This is a genomic window from Gardnerella sp. DNF00354 (genome assembly GCF_049262755.1).
Lineage (GTDB): Bacteria > Actinomycetota > Actinomycetes > Actinomycetales > Bifidobacteriaceae > Bifidobacterium > Bifidobacterium vaginale.
This window is the reverse complement of the sequence record NZ_CP058402.1, coordinates 991,150-1,009,250: the sequence shown is the minus strand read 5'-3', so window position 1 is coordinate 1,009,250 and position 18,101 is coordinate 991,150. Positions and strand designations below refer to the sequence as shown.

Annotated in this window: 13 protein-coding genes and 1 tRNA gene; 4 read left to right on the top strand and 10 right to left on the bottom strand. The window is 41.5% G+C overall.

The features are described from left to right. The first annotated feature begins 40 nt into the window (after positions 1-40). From purB to HXT24_RS03975, 4 genes are all read left to right on the top strand, one after another. Entirely contained in the window at positions 41-1,483 is a 1,443-nt protein-coding gene (gene purB / locus HXT24_RS03990; protein WP_422119210.1) for an adenylosuccinate lyase, read from the top strand. 28 nt (positions 1,484-1,511) lie between these two features. Beyond that, positions 1,512-3,947 (top strand): lysylphosphatidylglycerol synthase transmembrane domain-containing protein, encoded by a 2,436-nt coding sequence (locus HXT24_RS03985; protein WP_116692182.1) that lies wholly within the window; start codon positions 1,512-1,514, stop codon positions 3,945-3,947. Between the two features lie 289 nt (positions 3,948-4,236). Beyond that, on the top strand, positions 4,237-4,518 hold the full coding sequence (locus HXT24_RS03980; protein ID WP_004112617.1) for an HU family DNA-binding protein: 282 nt from the start codon (positions 4,237-4,239) through the stop codon (positions 4,516-4,518). Positions 4,519-4,789: 271 nt separating this feature from the next. Beyond that, the gene (locus tag HXT24_RS03975) at positions 4,790-5,920 is read left to right on the top strand and encodes an IS256-like element ISGva2 family transposase (RefSeq protein WP_029600594.1); all 1,131 of its coding nucleotides are present in this window, start codon (positions 4,790-4,792) and stop codon (positions 5,918-5,920) included. Between the two features lie 152 nt (positions 5,921-6,072). On the opposite strand, the gene HXT24_RS03970 is transcribed toward HXT24_RS03975, so the two are convergent. From HXT24_RS03970 to HXT24_RS03925, 10 genes are all read right to left on the bottom strand, one after another. Next, positions 6,073-6,146: transfer RNA gene (locus HXT24_RS03970), tRNA-Arg, on the bottom strand. Positions 6,147-6,285: 139 nt separating this feature from the next. Continuing rightward, a complete protein-coding gene (locus tag HXT24_RS03965) occupies positions 6,286-6,954 on the bottom strand; it encodes an ATP-dependent Clp protease proteolytic subunit (RefSeq protein ID WP_004121692.1) in 669 nt (222 codons plus the stop codon). A 6-nt stretch (positions 6,955-6,960) separates the two neighbouring features. Beyond that, positions 6,961-7,572, bottom strand: a complete 612-nt coding sequence (locus tag HXT24_RS03960) for an ATP-dependent Clp protease proteolytic subunit (protein WP_004125107.1) — start codon at positions 7,570-7,572, stop codon at positions 6,961-6,963. 35 nt (positions 7,573-7,607) lie between these two features. Next, positions 7,608-9,056 carry a chloride channel protein gene (locus HXT24_RS03955; RefSeq protein WP_422119209.1) on the bottom strand — a complete coding sequence of 483 codons (1,449 nt, stop codon included), beginning with the start codon at positions 9,054-9,056 and terminating at the stop codon, positions 7,608-7,610. 115 nt (positions 9,057-9,171) lie between these two features. After that, positions 9,172-10,530, bottom strand: coding sequence for a trigger factor (gene tig, locus HXT24_RS03950; RefSeq protein ID WP_422119208.1), 1,359 nt, complete (start codon positions 10,528-10,530; stop codon positions 9,172-9,174). Positions 10,531-10,582: 52 nt separating this feature from the next. Next, entirely contained in the window at positions 10,583-11,938 is a 1,356-nt protein-coding gene (locus HXT24_RS03945; RefSeq protein WP_422119207.1) for an HRDC domain-containing protein, read from the bottom strand. A gap of 180 nt (positions 11,939-12,118) precedes the next feature. After that, positions 12,119-12,499, bottom strand: coding sequence for a hypothetical protein (locus HXT24_RS03940; RefSeq protein ID WP_004121704.1), 381 nt, complete (start codon positions 12,497-12,499; stop codon positions 12,119-12,121). A 124-nt stretch (positions 12,500-12,623) separates the two neighbouring features. Next, positions 12,624-13,505, bottom strand: a complete 882-nt coding sequence (gene pflA, locus HXT24_RS03935) for a pyruvate formate-lyase-activating protein (RefSeq protein ID WP_004112608.1) — start codon at positions 13,503-13,505, stop codon at positions 12,624-12,626. A 123-nt stretch (positions 13,506-13,628) separates the two neighbouring features. Next, positions 13,629-16,004, bottom strand: coding sequence for a formate C-acetyltransferase (pflB, locus tag HXT24_RS03930; protein ID WP_422119206.1), 2,376 nt, complete (start codon positions 16,002-16,004; stop codon positions 13,629-13,631). A gap of 241 nt (positions 16,005-16,245) precedes the next feature. Next, positions 16,246-17,943, bottom strand: a complete 1,698-nt coding sequence (locus HXT24_RS03925; protein WP_422119205.1) for an NAD+ synthase — start codon at positions 17,941-17,943, stop codon at positions 16,246-16,248. Positions 17,944-18,101 lie beyond the last annotated feature (158 nt).

The following is an 18,101-nucleotide window of genomic DNA, read 5'->3' as shown; positions in this document are numbered from 1 at the left end:
AACACCTAGTAGTTTCATGCCATGCTGTAACCTTTAAAGTATGAAGCTTACTGATATTTGCCCTGCTATTGCTTTGACTCCGCTAGACGGAAGATACCACAATCAAACTGTTGATCTTGTAGAATTTCTAAGCGAACCAGCCTTAAACCGCGAGCGCATGCGCGTAGAGGTTGAATGGATGATCCTTTTAGCAAACGGATACAAGGGAAACGGATTCAAAACCATTGTAGACGGCGTAAATCCTTTAATAGATGAAGAATGCGATTATTTGCGTGCAATTCCAGAAAATTTTGGAGCAGAAGGAATAAAACGCCATGCAGCTCACGAAGCTATAACACATCACGACGTTAAAGCTGTTGAATACTACATTGACGACGAGTTAGACAAAGCAGAGCAAGTATTAGGGCATAAAACCCAGCTTAGCAATCTTAAAACATTAGTTCATTTTGCATGCACGAGTGAAGATATAAACAATCTTTCTATAGCGAGGTGCGTAAAAAATGCGGTTGAAAACGTATACACGCCAAATTTGAAAGCTATTGTTGATTACTTAACTCAAAAAGCACAAGAGTATAGAGATATGCCAATGCTATCTCTCACTCACGGTCAGCCTGCCACTCCTACAACTTTAGGTAAAGAGCTTGCAGTGTTTGTTTACAGGCTAAATCGCCAGCTAAAACACCTTAGCTGCCAAGAATATCTTGGAAAAATAAACGGTGCTACTGGAACTTTTGGCGCTCACCTTGCAGCTTTCCCTAATGTCGATTGGCTTAGCGTTTCTAAAGAATTTGTAGAAAATAGAATGGGTCTTTGTTTCAATCCTCTTACAACGCAAATCGAAAGCCACGATTGGCAAGCAGAGCTTTATAGCACAGTAAGTCACATTAATCATATTCTTCACAATCTTGCTGTAGACGTGTGGATGTACATTTCTCGCGGAGTTTTTGTACAAGTTCCAGTTAAAGGAGCTACAGGATCTTCCACAATGCCTCACAAAGTGAATCCTATTCGATTCGAAAACGCGGAAGCAAATCTTGAGATTTCTTGCGCACTTTTCGATACCCTTTGCGCAACACTTACCGAGAGCCGTTGGCAGCGAGACTTAACAGATTCAACTACTCAACGAAACGTTGGTTCCGCATTCGGTTATGCTCTTCTTGCTTTAAACAATCTTCTTGGCGGCCTAAAGTCGATTCATCCAAACACGCAAATGATGAGCGAAGAGCTTAACAGCAACTGGGAAGTTCTTGGAGAACCAATCCAAACTGCTATGAGAGCTCAAGAAATTGCTGGCGTAGAAGGAATGGAACGCCCATATGAGCAGGTTAAAGAATTAATGCGCGGTCATAGTATTTCTAGACAAGATGTTGAAGAGTTTATATCTTCTAGAAACTTTGATACAGAAACAGCAAATAGGTTGAAAGCTCTTACACCAGAATCTTATACTGGTATTGCATCTAGGCTGGTTGATTTTATTCGATAATTTTATTTAATAAATAAACGGTGTGGTTATGCAATCGCAAGTAGAAGAAAATTTGGTTATTAATGACACGAGGCCTAAATTAGTTCGTAATTGGGCTGATTTGATTTACGCGATTATATCTATTGCACTAGGAACTGCGGTTGTACTGTTTACAATGTGTTTTTCTGGCACAACCGCAGGCGTAGAGCACGATGCAAAAAATGCTGGAAAAATTATTGTGTGGATTGTAACTGGATTACCATCTTCTCTTTTCCAGCAAGCAATTACAATCGCCATAGTAGCTAGCGTAGTAATTTCTATGATTAACGCAAGACGTTGGATTGACACAACGATATCTACACTAACCTTGCTATTAACATATCCTCTCGTATGGTATATTTCTTATCTTCTCACTGCTTTAAATAATGCTCCACTATTTACATCATTTAACTCAATTTCCAGCAGTCACGGTACTGAATTATTGCCAGACATATACGCGGTAATAGTTGCTTTTTTAACCGTTAGTGGACCTAGACGAGATAGTAAAGTCGTAAGAATATCTTGGCAAGCATTAATAATTGCTTCACCTATACTAATAGTCACATCATGGCATTCACTAACAGGTGTTTTAACATCTTGGTGTATTGGTCGCGCTATAGGTACAATAATCAGATTTATTAAAGGCACTCGCAGCAAAGGTGCTTGGGGAAAAGATATAGTTGACGCATTAGAAAATATTGGAATTACTCATCTTGTTCAATTAAACAGACGTACACTAACTACAGACCATACTGGTGTTCTGAAATCTAGCCTTGATGACGATCTGATTGAAAATTCAAGGCTATACGATGCGATTGATATTCATGGAACAAGATACGTAATTTCGGTTCTAGATAATCAGGTTCACTTGCCAGGATATCTAAATCAGCTATGGCAATGGATTAAGCTAATAGATATACCAGTTAGACGAGATCGTTCTGCAAGACACTCCATACATCATCATCTTTCAATGCTTCTTGTTCTTAGGAGCTTGCACTTAGCTACAGCAAACGTTTATGGAGTAACAGATTGTGGAAAATCTTCAATAATGGTATTCCACACCGATAATGTACTTGTGCCATGCAATTTAAACACACTTACAATTAAAGATGCGGAAAGACTTATGCGCTACCTCGATATTGCAAACAATCGAGGAATAACACATAGAAGAATAAGCCCAGAAACACTTGCAAGGCTAGAAGATGGAACTCCAGTTATTGCAGGATGGCAAAATGGCGATGTGGCTAGCGACGACACCAATGTTGCTTTAGACAAAGTACAACTTTTATCAATAATCGCAACATGCATTGATACAAGTAGCGCTATAGAAGCTGCTATGAATACTTGGGGCGCAGATAAACTAGCTCAAATAATGCCTTTTATGCAAAAAGCTGCTATTCCTTCATCAACTAGAGCATTAACGTCTTGGAATAAGAAATTGTTTGAAGAACTTAAAACTAAGCTAGGTGAAAAGGTATGTGAGCACACAGATGACGAAGATTATGATACAGTGCGATTAGCCCGTTTTAATATTAGATTCTTCGTTACGCTAATTCTTATTGTTGCAGCTCTGGCTGCTATTGCAACACAGTGGCATCCTCAAGAAATTGTATCTGCTCTTAAACGCGCGGATACATTAATGGTTCTATTATGCTTTGCGTTCAGCTTGCTAGCTTGGGTAGGTTCTGCGATTACAGTTGGATCTTTTATGGACGATTCACGCCCTTCTGCTGGCGTTCTGTTTACATCACAAGCTGCTTCTGGGTTTACAGCTGTTTCCATGCCAGCTGGCGTAGGACCAGCCTTTGTGAACATGCAAATTATAAAAAAGAATGGGTATTCGGCTGCTCAAGCCACAGCCATTACAAGTGCAGTTTGGCTTTTACAAGCACTTGTTACAGCTTTAGTTATGTTCTGCGTAGGCATTTTTACTGGTAAAAATGTGCTTTCTGGAATGATTCCTACACACATGCTCATAACAGTAATAGGAATAGTAACGCTAATCATATGCACTTTTATGATTATTACACCTATTCGAAAATTTATACGTAAAAGATATCTTCCTATTCTTTCAGATTATGGTAAACAGATTAAAGAGCTAATAAGTAGCCCTAAACAGCTCATTAAAGGCACTGTAGGCGGTCTTATTCTTGTTTTTGCAACAGGACTGGGATATTGGGTAGCTCTTCTTGCTTTCGGCTACTATGCAAACCCTTGGGAAACAGTGCTACTGTTCCTAGTTGCCAATACTGCTGGTTCCGCTGTTCCTACACCAGGTGGATTGGGAGCTGTTGAAGCTTCACTTACTTTTGCTTTTACCTCAGTTGGAATTCATCCAACTATCGCATTATCTGCTACCCTACTTTACAGACTCATGTTCTACTGGCTAAGAATACCAATAGGCGCTTTTGCTATGAAAAGTCTTAGTAACCGCGGATTAGTTTAGACCATGTAATATATGCTTAAAAAGCTAGACAGCTTAGTATGGTCTACTTAAAATCTTGAAAACAAACTCTCTTATTTATATAAGATTATTTAGTTGATAATAGTATAAATAATCCTATATAAGGCATTTCTACGATTTTAAAGTATTTTATCAAGCAAAAAATCTAAAAAATCGTAAAAAAATCTCGGAAAAACGGCGAAAAACCGCGCATTTGTAGGGAAAATGTATTAATATCTATGAGTGAAAGTGGTCTTTGGAAGAGAAGGCCCCTAACACAAAGGATGCTTGTATGGCATACAACAAGTCTGATCTCGTTTCGAAGATCGCTCAGAAGTCCAACCTTACCAAGGCACAGGCCGAGGCCGCTGTCAACGCATTCCAGGATGTGTTCGTTGAGGCTTTGCAGTCTGGTGAAGGCTTGAAGCTCACTGGTCTGTTCTCCGCTGAGCGTGTAAAGCGCGCTGAGCGCACTGGCCGCAACCCACGCACTGGCGAAACCATTAAGATTCCTGCATCTTACGGTGTTAGAATCTCCGCTGGTTCTTTGCTCAAGAAGGCAGTTACTGAGTAGGTTTAAACGATAAGCGTAAGACTTACAAGCAAACGAGGAACGCTCCCAATGTTGGATTTGTTCCTCGTTTTTTTATACCTAATATGAGGGTTATAGGCCAAAAAGTGTGTAAGAAATCATGTCTCACGCATTGCAATACAAGCGTTTTGCGGTAATCGAATCTGTTTTCTGCACATTCGCCACCCGGACAAAAAGTGTGTAAAAAATCAGCTCATAACCCTTATGGCAGTAGGGCTCGTTGTATATCGAATGTGGGTTATTCTTCATTTGTATGAATAACCCACTATGCAATAACTGTCATCATAAAATGAGCAAGAATGGTCACACCAATGCTGGCACTACTAGATACCGTTGTACTAACTGTGGGGCTTCTAAAAGTAGAGCGTATGATAAACAATCAAACGATTTAACAGTTAGTTTAAATTGGCTTTTATCTAATAAGACTCAGGATAAGTATTCATACGATTTCTCAGCCCGTACCTTAAGACGTAAGAATAAGCTTTTATGGGACTTATGGCCGCAAGTACCATTCGTGGATGAAGTTTATGATTACATTCATGTTGATGGTATTCATTTAGGACGTAAATCTGTAGTATTAATCGCTTACTCTGGGAAACATGTTTTAGGCTGGTACGTGGCTCGTAGTGAGAATAGTCGCGCGTGGGGTTATCTCATGCAGCGTATTGCGGAACCGCTAGTAGTAGTTTGTGATGGTTCTGGTGGTATTCGTAAAGCAGTAAAAACATATTGGCCTAATACGAAAATACAACGTTGCTTGTTCCATATAGGTCTTAACATTAAAGCTTTAACTGGAGTTAATCCTCGTCTTACTCCTGGTAAGCAATTACTATCATTAGCTAACATTGTTTCTGACATAAAAACAGAAAATCAAGCTCGTCATTGGCTTATTTCTTACAATAATTGGGTGAATACTTGGAGTGATTTTCTTAAAGAGAAAAGCAAGTATTGTGATGGTAGTATTGCTGATACTCATCAAAGACTAGTTCGTGCTAAATCAATGATTGATAGGCGTATTCATGAGGGTTATATGTTTACTTTTCTTAGCCCTCCAGAAGATTGCACTCATCCTATTCCACCAACTAATAATGCTATTGAATCAATGAATAGTAGAATTCGCGCTATGCTACGTAATCATCGTGGATTAAGCTTGTTAAAACGTATACACGCTATATGCTGGTGGTGTTATTTAAACACGAGTAAGCCAAGAGATAAGTCTTGGATAGTCACTCATTCTTTTACTAGTAAACGTATAGAACAACTCTATAGGCAAGCTTGGGAGCGTTCTAATCAAGGATTATCTGAAGTATTTGGAATACCAGCAAGATATGGTACTGGTGTTGATTGGAATGAGTTCCATAAGAGTCGTGAATACTACCAGTAATTATCAAAAAGCTAAGCTGATTACTTCTATTTCCAGAATATTCATCAGCTTAGCCTTACACACTTTTTGGCCTATAACCCTAATATGATTTAGTATGCGTTAAACGGAAAACAGAATAAAAAAAAACGCGGTGAAAATCACCGCGCCACCTGTGCGCCAGACAGGATTCGAACCTGCAACCTTCTGATCCGTAGTCAGATGCTCTAATCCGTTGGGCTACTGGCGCATGTTTCCGAAGCCTTAGGAAATCGTTCCCTTGTTTTCGGCAACTTGACTAATATACAACCATATTCACAAAAACACAACCCCTGGCGTGTCGCCAGGGGTTGCAGCTAAAACATAAAAATCTAAAAAGTAAAAACTACTTAAGATCTATGTTCAAGAACTTCATCTACCATACCGTATTCTTTAGCCTGAGGAGCTGTAAGAATCGTATCCACTTCAATATCTTTACGAATACGCTCAATATCCTGACCAGTATGCTTTGCAAGAGTGGATTCCAACCATTCACGCAAACGCAACATTTCCTTAGCCTGAAGCTCTATCTCAGTAGCCTTACCAAAATCCTGACCCATAGCAGGCTGATGAATAAGAACACGAGCATTTGGCAGAATCATACGCTTACCAGCAGCACCAGCTGCAAGCAAAATCGCAGCAGCCGAAGCAGCTTGCCCTAAGCACACCGTTTGAACATCTGGCTTAATATACTGCATAGTGTCGTAAATTGCCGTCATAGCTGTCATAGAACCGCCTGGAGAGTTAATGTACATCATTACATCCCTGTTTGGATCCATGCTTTCTAGAACCAAAAGCTGAGCCATAATGTCATCAGCGGAAGTGTCATCAACTTGCACACCCATGAAAATAATACGATCTTCAAAAAGCTTAGTGTAAGGATCTTGAGTCTTCATACCATAAGGAGTCTGCTCGCCAAATTGAGGCAAAACATAACGATTCGTAAACACACCACTGGTCTGACCAAATCCACCCAAGCGCTGGGCGCGTGCAACAAACTTTGCTTCTTCACTTGCCATATAAAATCACTCCTCCCCACGCATAGAAGCTGGAGTGGTGACAATCTTATCCACAAAACCATACTCCAAAGCCTGCTGCGCAGTAAACCAATGATCATACTCATTGTCACGGTAAATTTCTTCAACTGTATGACCAGTCTGCTGCGCAGTAAGCTCAGAAAGAGTCTTCTTCATATCCATAATTAACTCAGCATTAATACGCACATCAGTTGCAGTACCGCCAACGCCACCAGAAGGCTGGTGCATAAGAACACGTGCATGAGATGTAATAAAACGCTTACCAGGGGTACCAGAGCTTAGTAAGAACTGACCCATAGAAGCAGCCATTCCTACAGCAATAGTAGCCACATCTGGCTCAATAAGCTGCATAGTATCATAAATCGCCATTCCAGCGGTAATAGAACCTCCAGGCGAATTAATATAAAGCCAAATATCTTTTTTAGGATCTTGCGCAGCTAGCATAAGCATCTGAGCACAGATGATATTAGCATTTTCATCCTTGACTTCAGAACCAAGCCAAATAATACGATCCTTTAAAAGTTGATTAAAAATCGAATCCGTTGGATTTTGTGGCTCCCCTTCTTGCATAGCGGGAGAAGCCGTAAACAGCTCAGTCACCTTATCTCCTTACAAACATTTTGAATACATCTAGACTATCGTGTGCGCGTGACCGCAAAACAAAAATGCGAAATAAAGCGCTCAACACAATTAGCTACGCAATTAGACACAATCACCGCCAATAGCATAAGACAAATTAACGCAAACGGTGCATTTACTAATTCAGCAACTAGAAGCCACGCCATAATCGGAGCTTTTCTAGAAGACGCAAGTAAAGAAGCAGCGCCAATAATAGATACAGAAATTGCGGAAACTTGCGAAATATCAAAAACTTGCAAAAAACCAGACGTTGAAAAAATAGCGTATAAAATCACACCAAAGCAAGCGCCAGTCGAAATACTCGGCTGCAAAACGCCTCCAGAGGCACCGTAACGCAAAACCAGCAAAGTCGCAAGCATTTTCATCATTGCAAGAAGCAACAAAATAATCATAATACGCGAATTTTCTGCCAGATACGGAAAGCTAGATACAGAAAACGCAAGCTGAGAAAGCGACCTACCATTTCCCATAATATGTGGGAACCAGCAAGCTGCAATACCAATAACTAAGCCAGCCACAGGCATAAAACACAGCATTTGTAGGCCGCGCAAAGCATGAGTTCTACACCAAATAATACCCAAGCGAAAAACGTAACCAACTAAGCCGCACACAGCGCCAACAACAACAGCAAAAACGCAGATTTGCCAAGAAATCACGCAAGAAAATTGCGGAATATTGTAGTATCTAGAATGATGCAATAAAAATTCAGCAACAAACGTAGCGACATAATTCATAACAAGAGCAAAAGGCAAGCAATGCAAACGCTCCGAGCGCGCAATATTTTTAAGTGAATTAACTATTACAGAACCATTTTCTCTATTTAGCCACGCATAAAAACCAAAACCTTGAGTTTTACTAAGCAAACCTAACGAAAGCACAGTGCCAGCTAAAGGCGCATGATACACTGCAGCCAAACCAGCACCTGCAGCAGATGCAACAAGTATGCGCTGAGTTTTAGCAGACACATGAAAAATACGGCTGTAGCGCTGAGCAATCATTGCAGCTAATTCTCGCGGAGCTACTTCCCTTCCAATTGAAATTCCAGAACCAACAATGCCGATTTGCAGCAAAACATGTGCAATAGTAGAAAAAATTGGCATTTTACTTCCGCTAACAGCTTGCGGAATGGTAACAATTCTAGGAGGACTCTCCCTTTTTCTCAACAAATACCAAGCTAGTGCAGCAACAGTCATAGCAATTGTGCAAGATAGCACGTAGCGATACCAAGGAAGAGATGAAAATACAGTATTTTTAGCAGATTCAATTGAGCCAAAGGCAAGGTATTGTACTGCATAAAGAATAAACGTAAGAACTGTTGCACCTAAGCCGATAAGAATGCCAAGAACAATAGAGGCTGCAGCAAAACGCGCTACTCGAATTGCAAAACTAAGTAACCTGCCAAATTTGCAACGAGCTTCAGGCTTCGTTTCAGCACTACTATTCATAGCGTCTCACAATTCTTAAAATTTTTCCATTAAATAGTTAATTAAAATATAAGTAAGACCCAGCGGAGTTAAGCTCCACTAGGTCTTAGATTAAAATCTAATAGAAGATACTAACTTACTTTTCAGAGGTAAGCTCATCAGCTACTGCAGCAGCAGCGGAAGCAGCCTTAACACTTTCGTCTTCTGGCTCTTCTTCTTCAGTTAAGAAAGCACTCAAATCTATAGCCTCTCCACCAGCAACGAACTTCACAGCACGCATACCAGCAAGCAAGCCCTTAGAACGAGCAACTTCCTGAACAGCAGAACCAAGCTGACCATTGCGAACAATAGCGTTAATAAACTGGCTTGGATCCATACCATACTGCTGAGCAACAGAAACTAAGAAGTTAGTTACATCTGCCTGAGATACAGAAATATCAAGGTTTTCTGCCAAAGCGTCGAGAACCATTTGGTCACGAAGCTCCTTTTCTGCAGCCTTCTCAGCTTCTTCCTTCTGCTCTTTAGTAGCCTTTTCAGGATCTGGAGTCATACCCTTAAGATGTTCAGCAACAGCCTTTTCTTTAACACCCTTTGGTACAGGAATCTCAACCTCTTCCTGAAGCTTAGCAATAAAGGCATCGCGAGCCATAGTAGCCTGACGACCCTCATTTGCCTGCTCGCAAGACTTACGAACATCAGCTTTAAGCTCTTCGAAAGTATCAAACTCAGAAGCTTCCTGAGCGAAGTCATCATTAAGCTCTGGCAATTCCTGAGTCTTAACAGAGTTAACCTTCACCTTAACCTGAGCCTTCTTGCCCTGGTTCTTTCCAGCTTCGAGAGTACCTTCAAAAGTGGTTTCTTCGCCAGCAGAAAGACCTTCCAAAGCTTCATCCAAACCATCAAGCATGGTGTTGGAACCAAGCTCATAGCTCACGCCATTCTGAGAATCAGCAACCTCATCGTCAAGTCGAGCTTCCAAATCAATGTTAGCAAAATCACCCTTCTTAGCTGGGCGATCAACACCAACAAGAGTACCGAAGCGCTGACGCAAAGCCTCAAGACGAGCATTAACATCTTCGTCTGTAACTTCTGGCTTTTCTACTTCGATTTCCATACCTTTGAACTTGTTAAGCTTGAACTCTGGACGACGCTCAACAGTTGCAACAAACTTAAGCTTAACTTCATCTTTAGCGGATTCTGGAACTTCCTGAACATCAAATTCTGGCTGATCCATTGGGCGAATCTTCTTTTCTTCCAAAGCCTTAGAATAAAGCTCTGGAACAGCAGAATTTACAGCTTCACCGGCAACAGCTCCGAAGCCAACTCGCTGATCTACAATCTTGCCTGGTACGTGTCCCTTACGGAAACCTGGCACATTGATTTGCTTTGCGATCTCTTTACGAGCCTGATCCATAAATGGCTCAAAATCTTCGAGATCTGCGGTAATGGTGAGCTTAACCTTAGTTGGCTCAAGATTCCTGACGCTGATTTTCACGCTTCATGCTCCTGAAATTACGTTTTCTAGCTTCTGCCATATGGCACAACCGTTACATAATAGCGCGAGTTACGGACTCAGCGATTAAATCGCTTTGCCACATTCTTGCACCTTGTTCATCTAAAAACTCTTTAACATTAATATGCTCAACATCATCTTGCCAGCAAAGATTACGTATGATTTGCGGTTTAATAATGATTTCCGTAGGCGTATGCGTATCTTCCGCAATTTTGATTAAAGACTGCTTGACATTTTGTAAACGCTCATATCTTTTTGGATGATGTTCACGCCAATACTTCATAGAACGCGGAGCCGCTTGTGACTCTTGAACATCTTGCGCATTTTTTGCAATTAAACTTGATTCGTTTGGGCAATCACAGTCACCTTCATCATTAGAGGATTGCGTATAGTCAATAATTGCAACTTCCCCACTTTTAGCGCGACTAATCGCGTCTTCTATAACGACTTTCCACACATTTGGCTTGATTTTGCGCTGAATTGGAGCATAGCGTTCAAACATCTTGTCTTGTTCGCTGCCCGTGTGAATCCTAACGCGTTCGTTAAGAATGCGAATCGAGCGAAACTCCCTAGAATTACTTGGTTTTCGCTTGCCTGCTTCAATAATCGCAGCATCCGAAAGCAATAGAGTTGGCGCAATATCGTATTGACGAGCAAGCTCATCTCGCTTTTGCCACAGCTCTTTTGCAATCATTAAGCCGATTTTATCGTGCATAAGAACATTTATATGAGATATTCTAAGCCAAGGATTTGGGTGAGGAGCCTTCTTTTGTGCGCCTTTACTTAATAAGTGTGCAAACTCTTGATTTGCCCATAAAAGCTTGCCCTGCTTTTTAAGTTCCGCACGCATTACTTCTTCTAATTCGATTAGCAATTCAACGTCTAAAGCCGCGTAATTTCGCCAATCTCTAGGAAGTGGGCGGTAAGACCAATCCGCTGCAGAATGTTCTTTTGCAAGAGTAAGACCCAAATAATATTCAGTTACAGAGCTTAAACCAAATCGCTTTCTTCCAAGTAATTTAGCCGCAATCTCGGTATCGAATAAAGCAAGAGGGCGCAAACCGATATCAAAAAATCCTGGCAAATCTTGCATTGAATCGTGAATAATCCAAGGCGCATCTCCTACAGCCTTGTTAAATTCATTCCAATCAGCTCCAAGTTTTGTAAGTTCTATTGGATCCAGTAACCCGATTCCTGCACCTTTGCGTTTAAACTGAATCAGCCAATCTTCATGACCATATCTAAAACCGGAAGCTCGCTCGGCATCTGCAGCTAAAGGACCTGAGCCTGCTGCCAACAAGCTACAATATTCTTTATATGATTCAAGCGTATCAATGACTTCTGGAACTCCTTCTCTAGGCTCTTTTAAAAGCTTTGGTTCCTTATTCAAGAACGCCTCCCGATTGTACGCTTTAGCCAAATTCTTACGTTTTTGCATCTTACTTTGCAATTCTTTGCAAAATATCCGTAAAAAATATTTAAGCCGTGTTATAGATTATGCATCTTTTAACACGGCTTCAACTTTCGCACACAACTACGACTAATCAAAAATAAGTAATCAATCAAATAATCAATCTGCTTTATTGTTTGCTATTTCGTCATTTATGCGCTTAACAAGCCTAGTTTTAAGGAATCTAGTAAGAGTAAATGCGACTGCCGAAGCTAAAACTGTTGGAACAACGTAGCCAGCATGTAAACCTAAATCCGAGAACTTGGATATTGAAAAAGTAACAAGTTCTATAACAAAAGTTATCGCAATAGATATTATTGGCACTTCAATAAGAAGTTTCTCATCAAACGATGCAACAATGTTTATTGGCAACAAAATTATTGGCAAAATAACGAAAACAGTAAGCGCTGTAGCAAAACCAAACTGATCGTTACACCGCACAAAAATAGCTAACGCTAATGTAAAAGCTAATGCAATCCAACAACCTATTCTGCGCTTCATTGCGTATCCTTTCTCTAAAAAGGGTGTTTGTAAAATTGTAACAAACTTTTAAAAAAAAAAAACAAGGAAATACGCAAAATTTTCCTAAATCACAATTACAGCTTTGATGCAATCTAAACGCAGTCTAATACACAACAAAACCGTGGTCTTTGAACTGGTTTACAACGCGCTCTTTAAGTGCTCTAGAAGGCCCTTTTTGATTCTCAAGAGGGTACGGAATCCTAAGCTCATGCCACTTTGGACGGCCTAGCTGATGGAATCCAAGCACGTCAATATGCTCAACAGCATCACCAAACGAATCGCAAATCTCAGCAACTTTTTCAACGTTTTCTTCACTGTCTGTAAGACCTGGAACAAGCACAAAACGTACCCAAATCTTCTTACCAGCCTTCGCCAAGCGCTGACCAAAGTCAATAGTTGGCTGAAGCAAGCCGCCAGTTACTTTTTTATACGTTTCTTCAATACCAGATTTAACGTCTAGCAAGCAGAGGTCAATGTCGTCAATCATTTCGTCTGTATAATTGCGATTCAAAAAGCCCGAAGTATCTAAGCAAGTATGCACGCCCATTTCTTTTGCAGCACGAAACACTCTAGATACAAAAGCTGGTTGCATCATGGATTCGCCGCCAGAAAATGTGATTCCGCCGCCTGTTGCCTTAAAAAGACTTTGATAACGGTCAACTTTTTTAATCATTGCATCTAAGTAGACTGGCTTGCCGTCGCGCATTTTCCAGGTATCAGGATTTTGGCAATATTGACAACGAAGTGGGCAGCCACTCATAAACACTGTCATGCGAGTGCCAGGGCCATCAACAGAAGTGTTAATATCCCACGAATGCACAAACCCAATATCGCCAGTTTTAAGAGCAACTAAGCGGTCTTTTCTGTCTAATCCAATTGGAGATTCAAAACCAGAAAGACCACCCATTAAAGTTTGTCGGGCATACTCTTTTGACTCCTTTAACATGTGCTGAGTCGTGGTACGAAATGCTGTGTTTTCAACCATCTATATGCCCTCCTATAACCGTCTTTGGTTTAATTTATTCGATTTTAAAAACTACGTTTATTTTAAAAGCCGCCAGGAGCAAAACCTGCTCACTCCCGGCGGCACCTCATAAATCAATCAGACTCAGTCAGTAACCGAACCCTGGTGGAATGTACGAGAAATAACGTCGAGCTGCTGCTCCTTAGTGAGCTTTACGAAGTTCACTGCGTAGCCAGAAACTCGAACCGTAAGGTGTGGATACTTTTCTGGGTGCTCAACAGCGTCTTCAAGCTGTTCCTTGCGCAAAACGTTGATGTTTGCGTGGTACAAGCCGTGACCGTTGCCAGCGTCCAAAATACCAACCAAATTCGTTATACGCTCGTCTTCATCTCTTCCCAAACCATCTGGAGTAATGGTGTTGGTCAAAGAAATACCATCGAGAGCATCGTCATAGTCAATCTTGCCAACGGAGAACATGGATGGAAGCATACCGTGAGAATCCATACCATTTTCTGGGTTTGCACCTGGTGCGTAAGGAGTACCCTTCTTGTGTCCAGATGGGAAGGAACCAGTGTTCTTGCCGTACTCAACATTAGAAGTAATAGTCAAGATGGACTGAGTTGGAACAGCATTACGGTACACAGGCAAACGCTTTATCTGACCCATAACAGTGCTTACAACCCACTTTGCCAAGTCATCAGCACGATCGTCATCGTTACCATAGATTGGGAACTCACCAACCGTCTTGTAGCCAACGATTAAGTCGTCGTCTGCGCCTTCGATGTACTCGTACTCATGACCTTCAGTGGTCTTAGCATCCTTGTTGTAGATTGGGTAAACCTTTGCATACTTCAAAGCAGCCAAGGAATCTGCAGCAATAGACAAGCCAGACATACCGCAGCCGAGTGTACGATAGACTTCCCTATCGTGCAAAGCCATCTCAATGGACTCGTACGCGTACTTATCATGCATGTAGTGGATGATGTTCAAAGCCTCAATGTAGGTTTCGGAAAGCCATTCCAAAGCCTTCTCGTAATTGGCCTTAACCTTCTCGTAGTCAAGAGTTCCGTCGGCTTCTGGCTTGATTGGGTCAATAACACCCTTATCAATAACCTGCATGCCAGTCATTTCATCGCGGCCACCGTTGATAGCGTAGAGCAAAGCCTTTGCGGAGTTAACGCGAGCAGCGAAGAACTGCATTTGCTTACCAACGCGCATTGGGGAAACGCAGCAAGCAATAGCAGCGTCATCGCCCCAGTGCTCACGAATATCTTTATCGGACTCGTACTGAATTGCAGAAGTGTCGATAGAGATTTGTGCGCAGAAACGCTTGTAGGCTTCTGGAAGCTTTGGATCCCAGAAAATAGTGATGTTTGGCTCAGGACCTGGCCCAAGATGCTCAAGAGTCAAAGTGTTGAGCAAACGGAACGAAGTCTTAGTAACAAAGGTGCGACCATCATCGCTGAAGCCAGCATCGGACCAAGTTGCCCAGTATGGATCTCCAGAGAAGATTGCGTCGTAATCCTTAGTACGCAAGAAGCGCACAATACGAAGCTTCATAACCAAAGCATCAATGATTTCCTGAGCATCGGTTTCGTTGATTAAGCCAGCCTTCAAATCACGCTCAAAGTAGCAATCGAAGAATGCGGAAACACGGCCGAAGCTCATTGCAGCGCCATCCTGGCTCTTAACAGAAGCAAGATAGCCCATGTAAGTCCACTGAACAGCTTCCTTAGCGGTTTGAGCTGGACGGCTCAAATCCAAGCCATACTCGTTACCCAAGTTAATAAGCTGCTTCAAAGCCTTAATCTGCTCATCATGCTCTTCGCGGAAGCGAATCCAATGCTCAATCTCGGTCTCAGTGAAGTCGTTGCGGTATGGAATCGAATCCTTATCGCGCTTCTTGAACTCAATAAGCATGTTTACGCCGTAAAGAGCCACGCGACGATAATCACCGATAATACGACCACGACCATAAGCGTCTGGCAAACCAGTCAAAATCTTGTTGTGACGAGCAATCTTAATATTCTTGGTGTAAACACCAAACACGCCATCGTTATGAGTCTTGCGATAAACGGTGAAAATCTTCTTAATTTCTGGATCTACTTCCTTGCCGGCTTCCTTAATAGCCTGCTCAACCATTCGCCAACCACCATTTGGCATCATAGCACGCTTGCAAGGTTCGTCAGTTTGCAAACCAACGATTACGTTATCTACTTCTGGGCTTTCAATGTAGCCTGCTGGCATTGCATCGATACCTGCTGGAATATGGGTTTCAACGTCGTATACACGGCGCTCGCGCTCAACTGCCAAGTAGTTGTCGTCGAGGTACTTCCACATATGCTTCGTTTTTTCGGTAGCGTCTGCCAAGAACGTCTCATCACCCTCGTATGGGGTGTAATTCTTTAGGATAAAGTCACGAACGTCAATATCTTTTTCCCAATTGCCGCTTGTAAAACCATCCCACGCTTTTGCACGAAGATCCTCTTCGCTGAGAACGGATGCATCCACTGATGCCATATTTGACTCCTTTCGTATCCACGACGCTTCTTCACGTCGCCTTCTCTACTATGTTAGAGCAACGTTCAAACAGTACACGTCGATTTTTGGCATTTTTAACGTGAGTTACCTCACATTTTACTGTTTTTTAGCTTATTTTTAGTAAAAAACGCTAGTTTGAATACTCAAACTAGCGTATATGCAATATGTAGTTAATCAACGGATGCTTGCGACTTTTCCCAAGACGTATCCAAGATTTCGTCTACTCTCTAAACGCGGTTGTTACTGGAATTCGCCTATCTCTTCCAAACGCAATCGCACTAACTTTTGGACCTAACGGATACTGCCTACGCTTCCATTCTGCGCGGTCTACAAGCCTAATAACCGTATCAACTGTGCGCTCATCAAAACCGTCTGCAAGCAAATCTGCGCGACCGTGAGCAAGTTCAATATGAGCTTCCAACACTTTATCTAGCAAATCGTATTCTGGCAAAGAATCAGAATCCTTTTGCCCTGGTCTTAGCTCTGCGCTTGGAGGCTTAACAATCGAGTTTACAGGTATAAGAATGCCATCTTTTGGAGCATTTTCTTTAGGAAAATCTTCACTTCCTGCAATAGGCAACATTCCAAGACCTACGCCATTTTTAGCAGCACGATTTCGCCATTTAGAAAGCGCCCAAACACGAGTCTTAAACAAATCTTTAATAGGAGCATACCCTCCTACCGCATCTCCATAAATCGTAGAATAACCGCATGCAAGCTCCGACTTATTGCCAGTAGCTAAAGCCAGCAAACCTTTTGAATTAGAGTACGCCATAACAATCACACCTCTAACTCGTGCTTGCAAATTTTCTGCAGCAATGCCTTGCAAATCAAGCTGATTTTGGAACGATTTAAAAAGTGGCTCAATAGGCTGAACATCGTAATGCGCTCCAAGTCGCTGCGCTAAATCGCAAGCATCGTCTTTAGAACCAAGCGAAGAATACATGCTTGGCATTGAAATTCCCCAAACGTTTTGCCCACCGCAAGCATCTGCTGCCATAGTTGCAACTAGCGCAGAGTCGATTCCGCCAGAAAGTCCTAAGCAAACACCCTTAAAGCCGTTTTTACGCATATAATCTCTAAGTCCCAATACACATGCACAATAAACTTCTTCGTCTGGGTCTAATTTTTGAGCAATTGTTGAGCACTTTTGTGCATCTAAATCTGTATCAAAATCAACAAAACTTAAGTCTTGATCAAACATTTTAGAACGCTCAATCAAAGACCCATCTGCGTTTACTACAAAGCTGCCGCCATCAAAAACAAGATCATCTTGAGCACCAACTTGATTTACGTAAACAAGAGGAGCATTAACCTCTTTTGCACGCTTTTGCGCAAGCTTTAAGCGGATATCCGTTTTGCCTTCTTCGTACGGAGAACCGTTGATTGTTACTAAAACATCAATCCCCTCTTTAGAAAGACGCGCAACCGGGCCGCCATCTTGCCAAATATCTTCGCAAATAGCAAATCCTAATTTTGTGCCTTTAACGTTTAGAATTCCGCAATCATTTCCAGACGAGAAAATTCTAAATTCGTCAAAAACGCCATAATTTGGCAAGAAATGCTTGTCATAAACAAGCTCCACTTTTCCGTCATGAATAACAAGCAAGCGATTTCTTGGCTTACCTAACTCATCGTCTACACCGACTGTTCCAACTACAACGTATAAGTCACCTAATCTGCTATCTTTCAAGCTTTTAGCAAGACTATAGGCAGCTTCGTTAGCTGCTTTTCTAAATGTCGCACGCAAAGCAAGGTCTTCGATTGGATACCCTGTTAGTGTCATTTCTGGAAACACAACAATATCGGCGTTACCACTACTTGCATCTTTGCAAAATCGCAATATTTCATCCGTATTTTTGCTTATGTTTCCAACGCAAGTGTCAATTTGAGCTAAAGCTAAACGCAAAGAAGTCATGTTTTTATTATAAGCCATGTTACGTAAGGCGCATTGCATAAGTCATATTGCATAAGTCATATTGCAATAAAAGCGTCCACTAAACAGAGAAATCGCAAAACGCCAATCATAAAAAAAATCACGAAAAACAAAAAATCAATAGCAAATATAAAAAATTA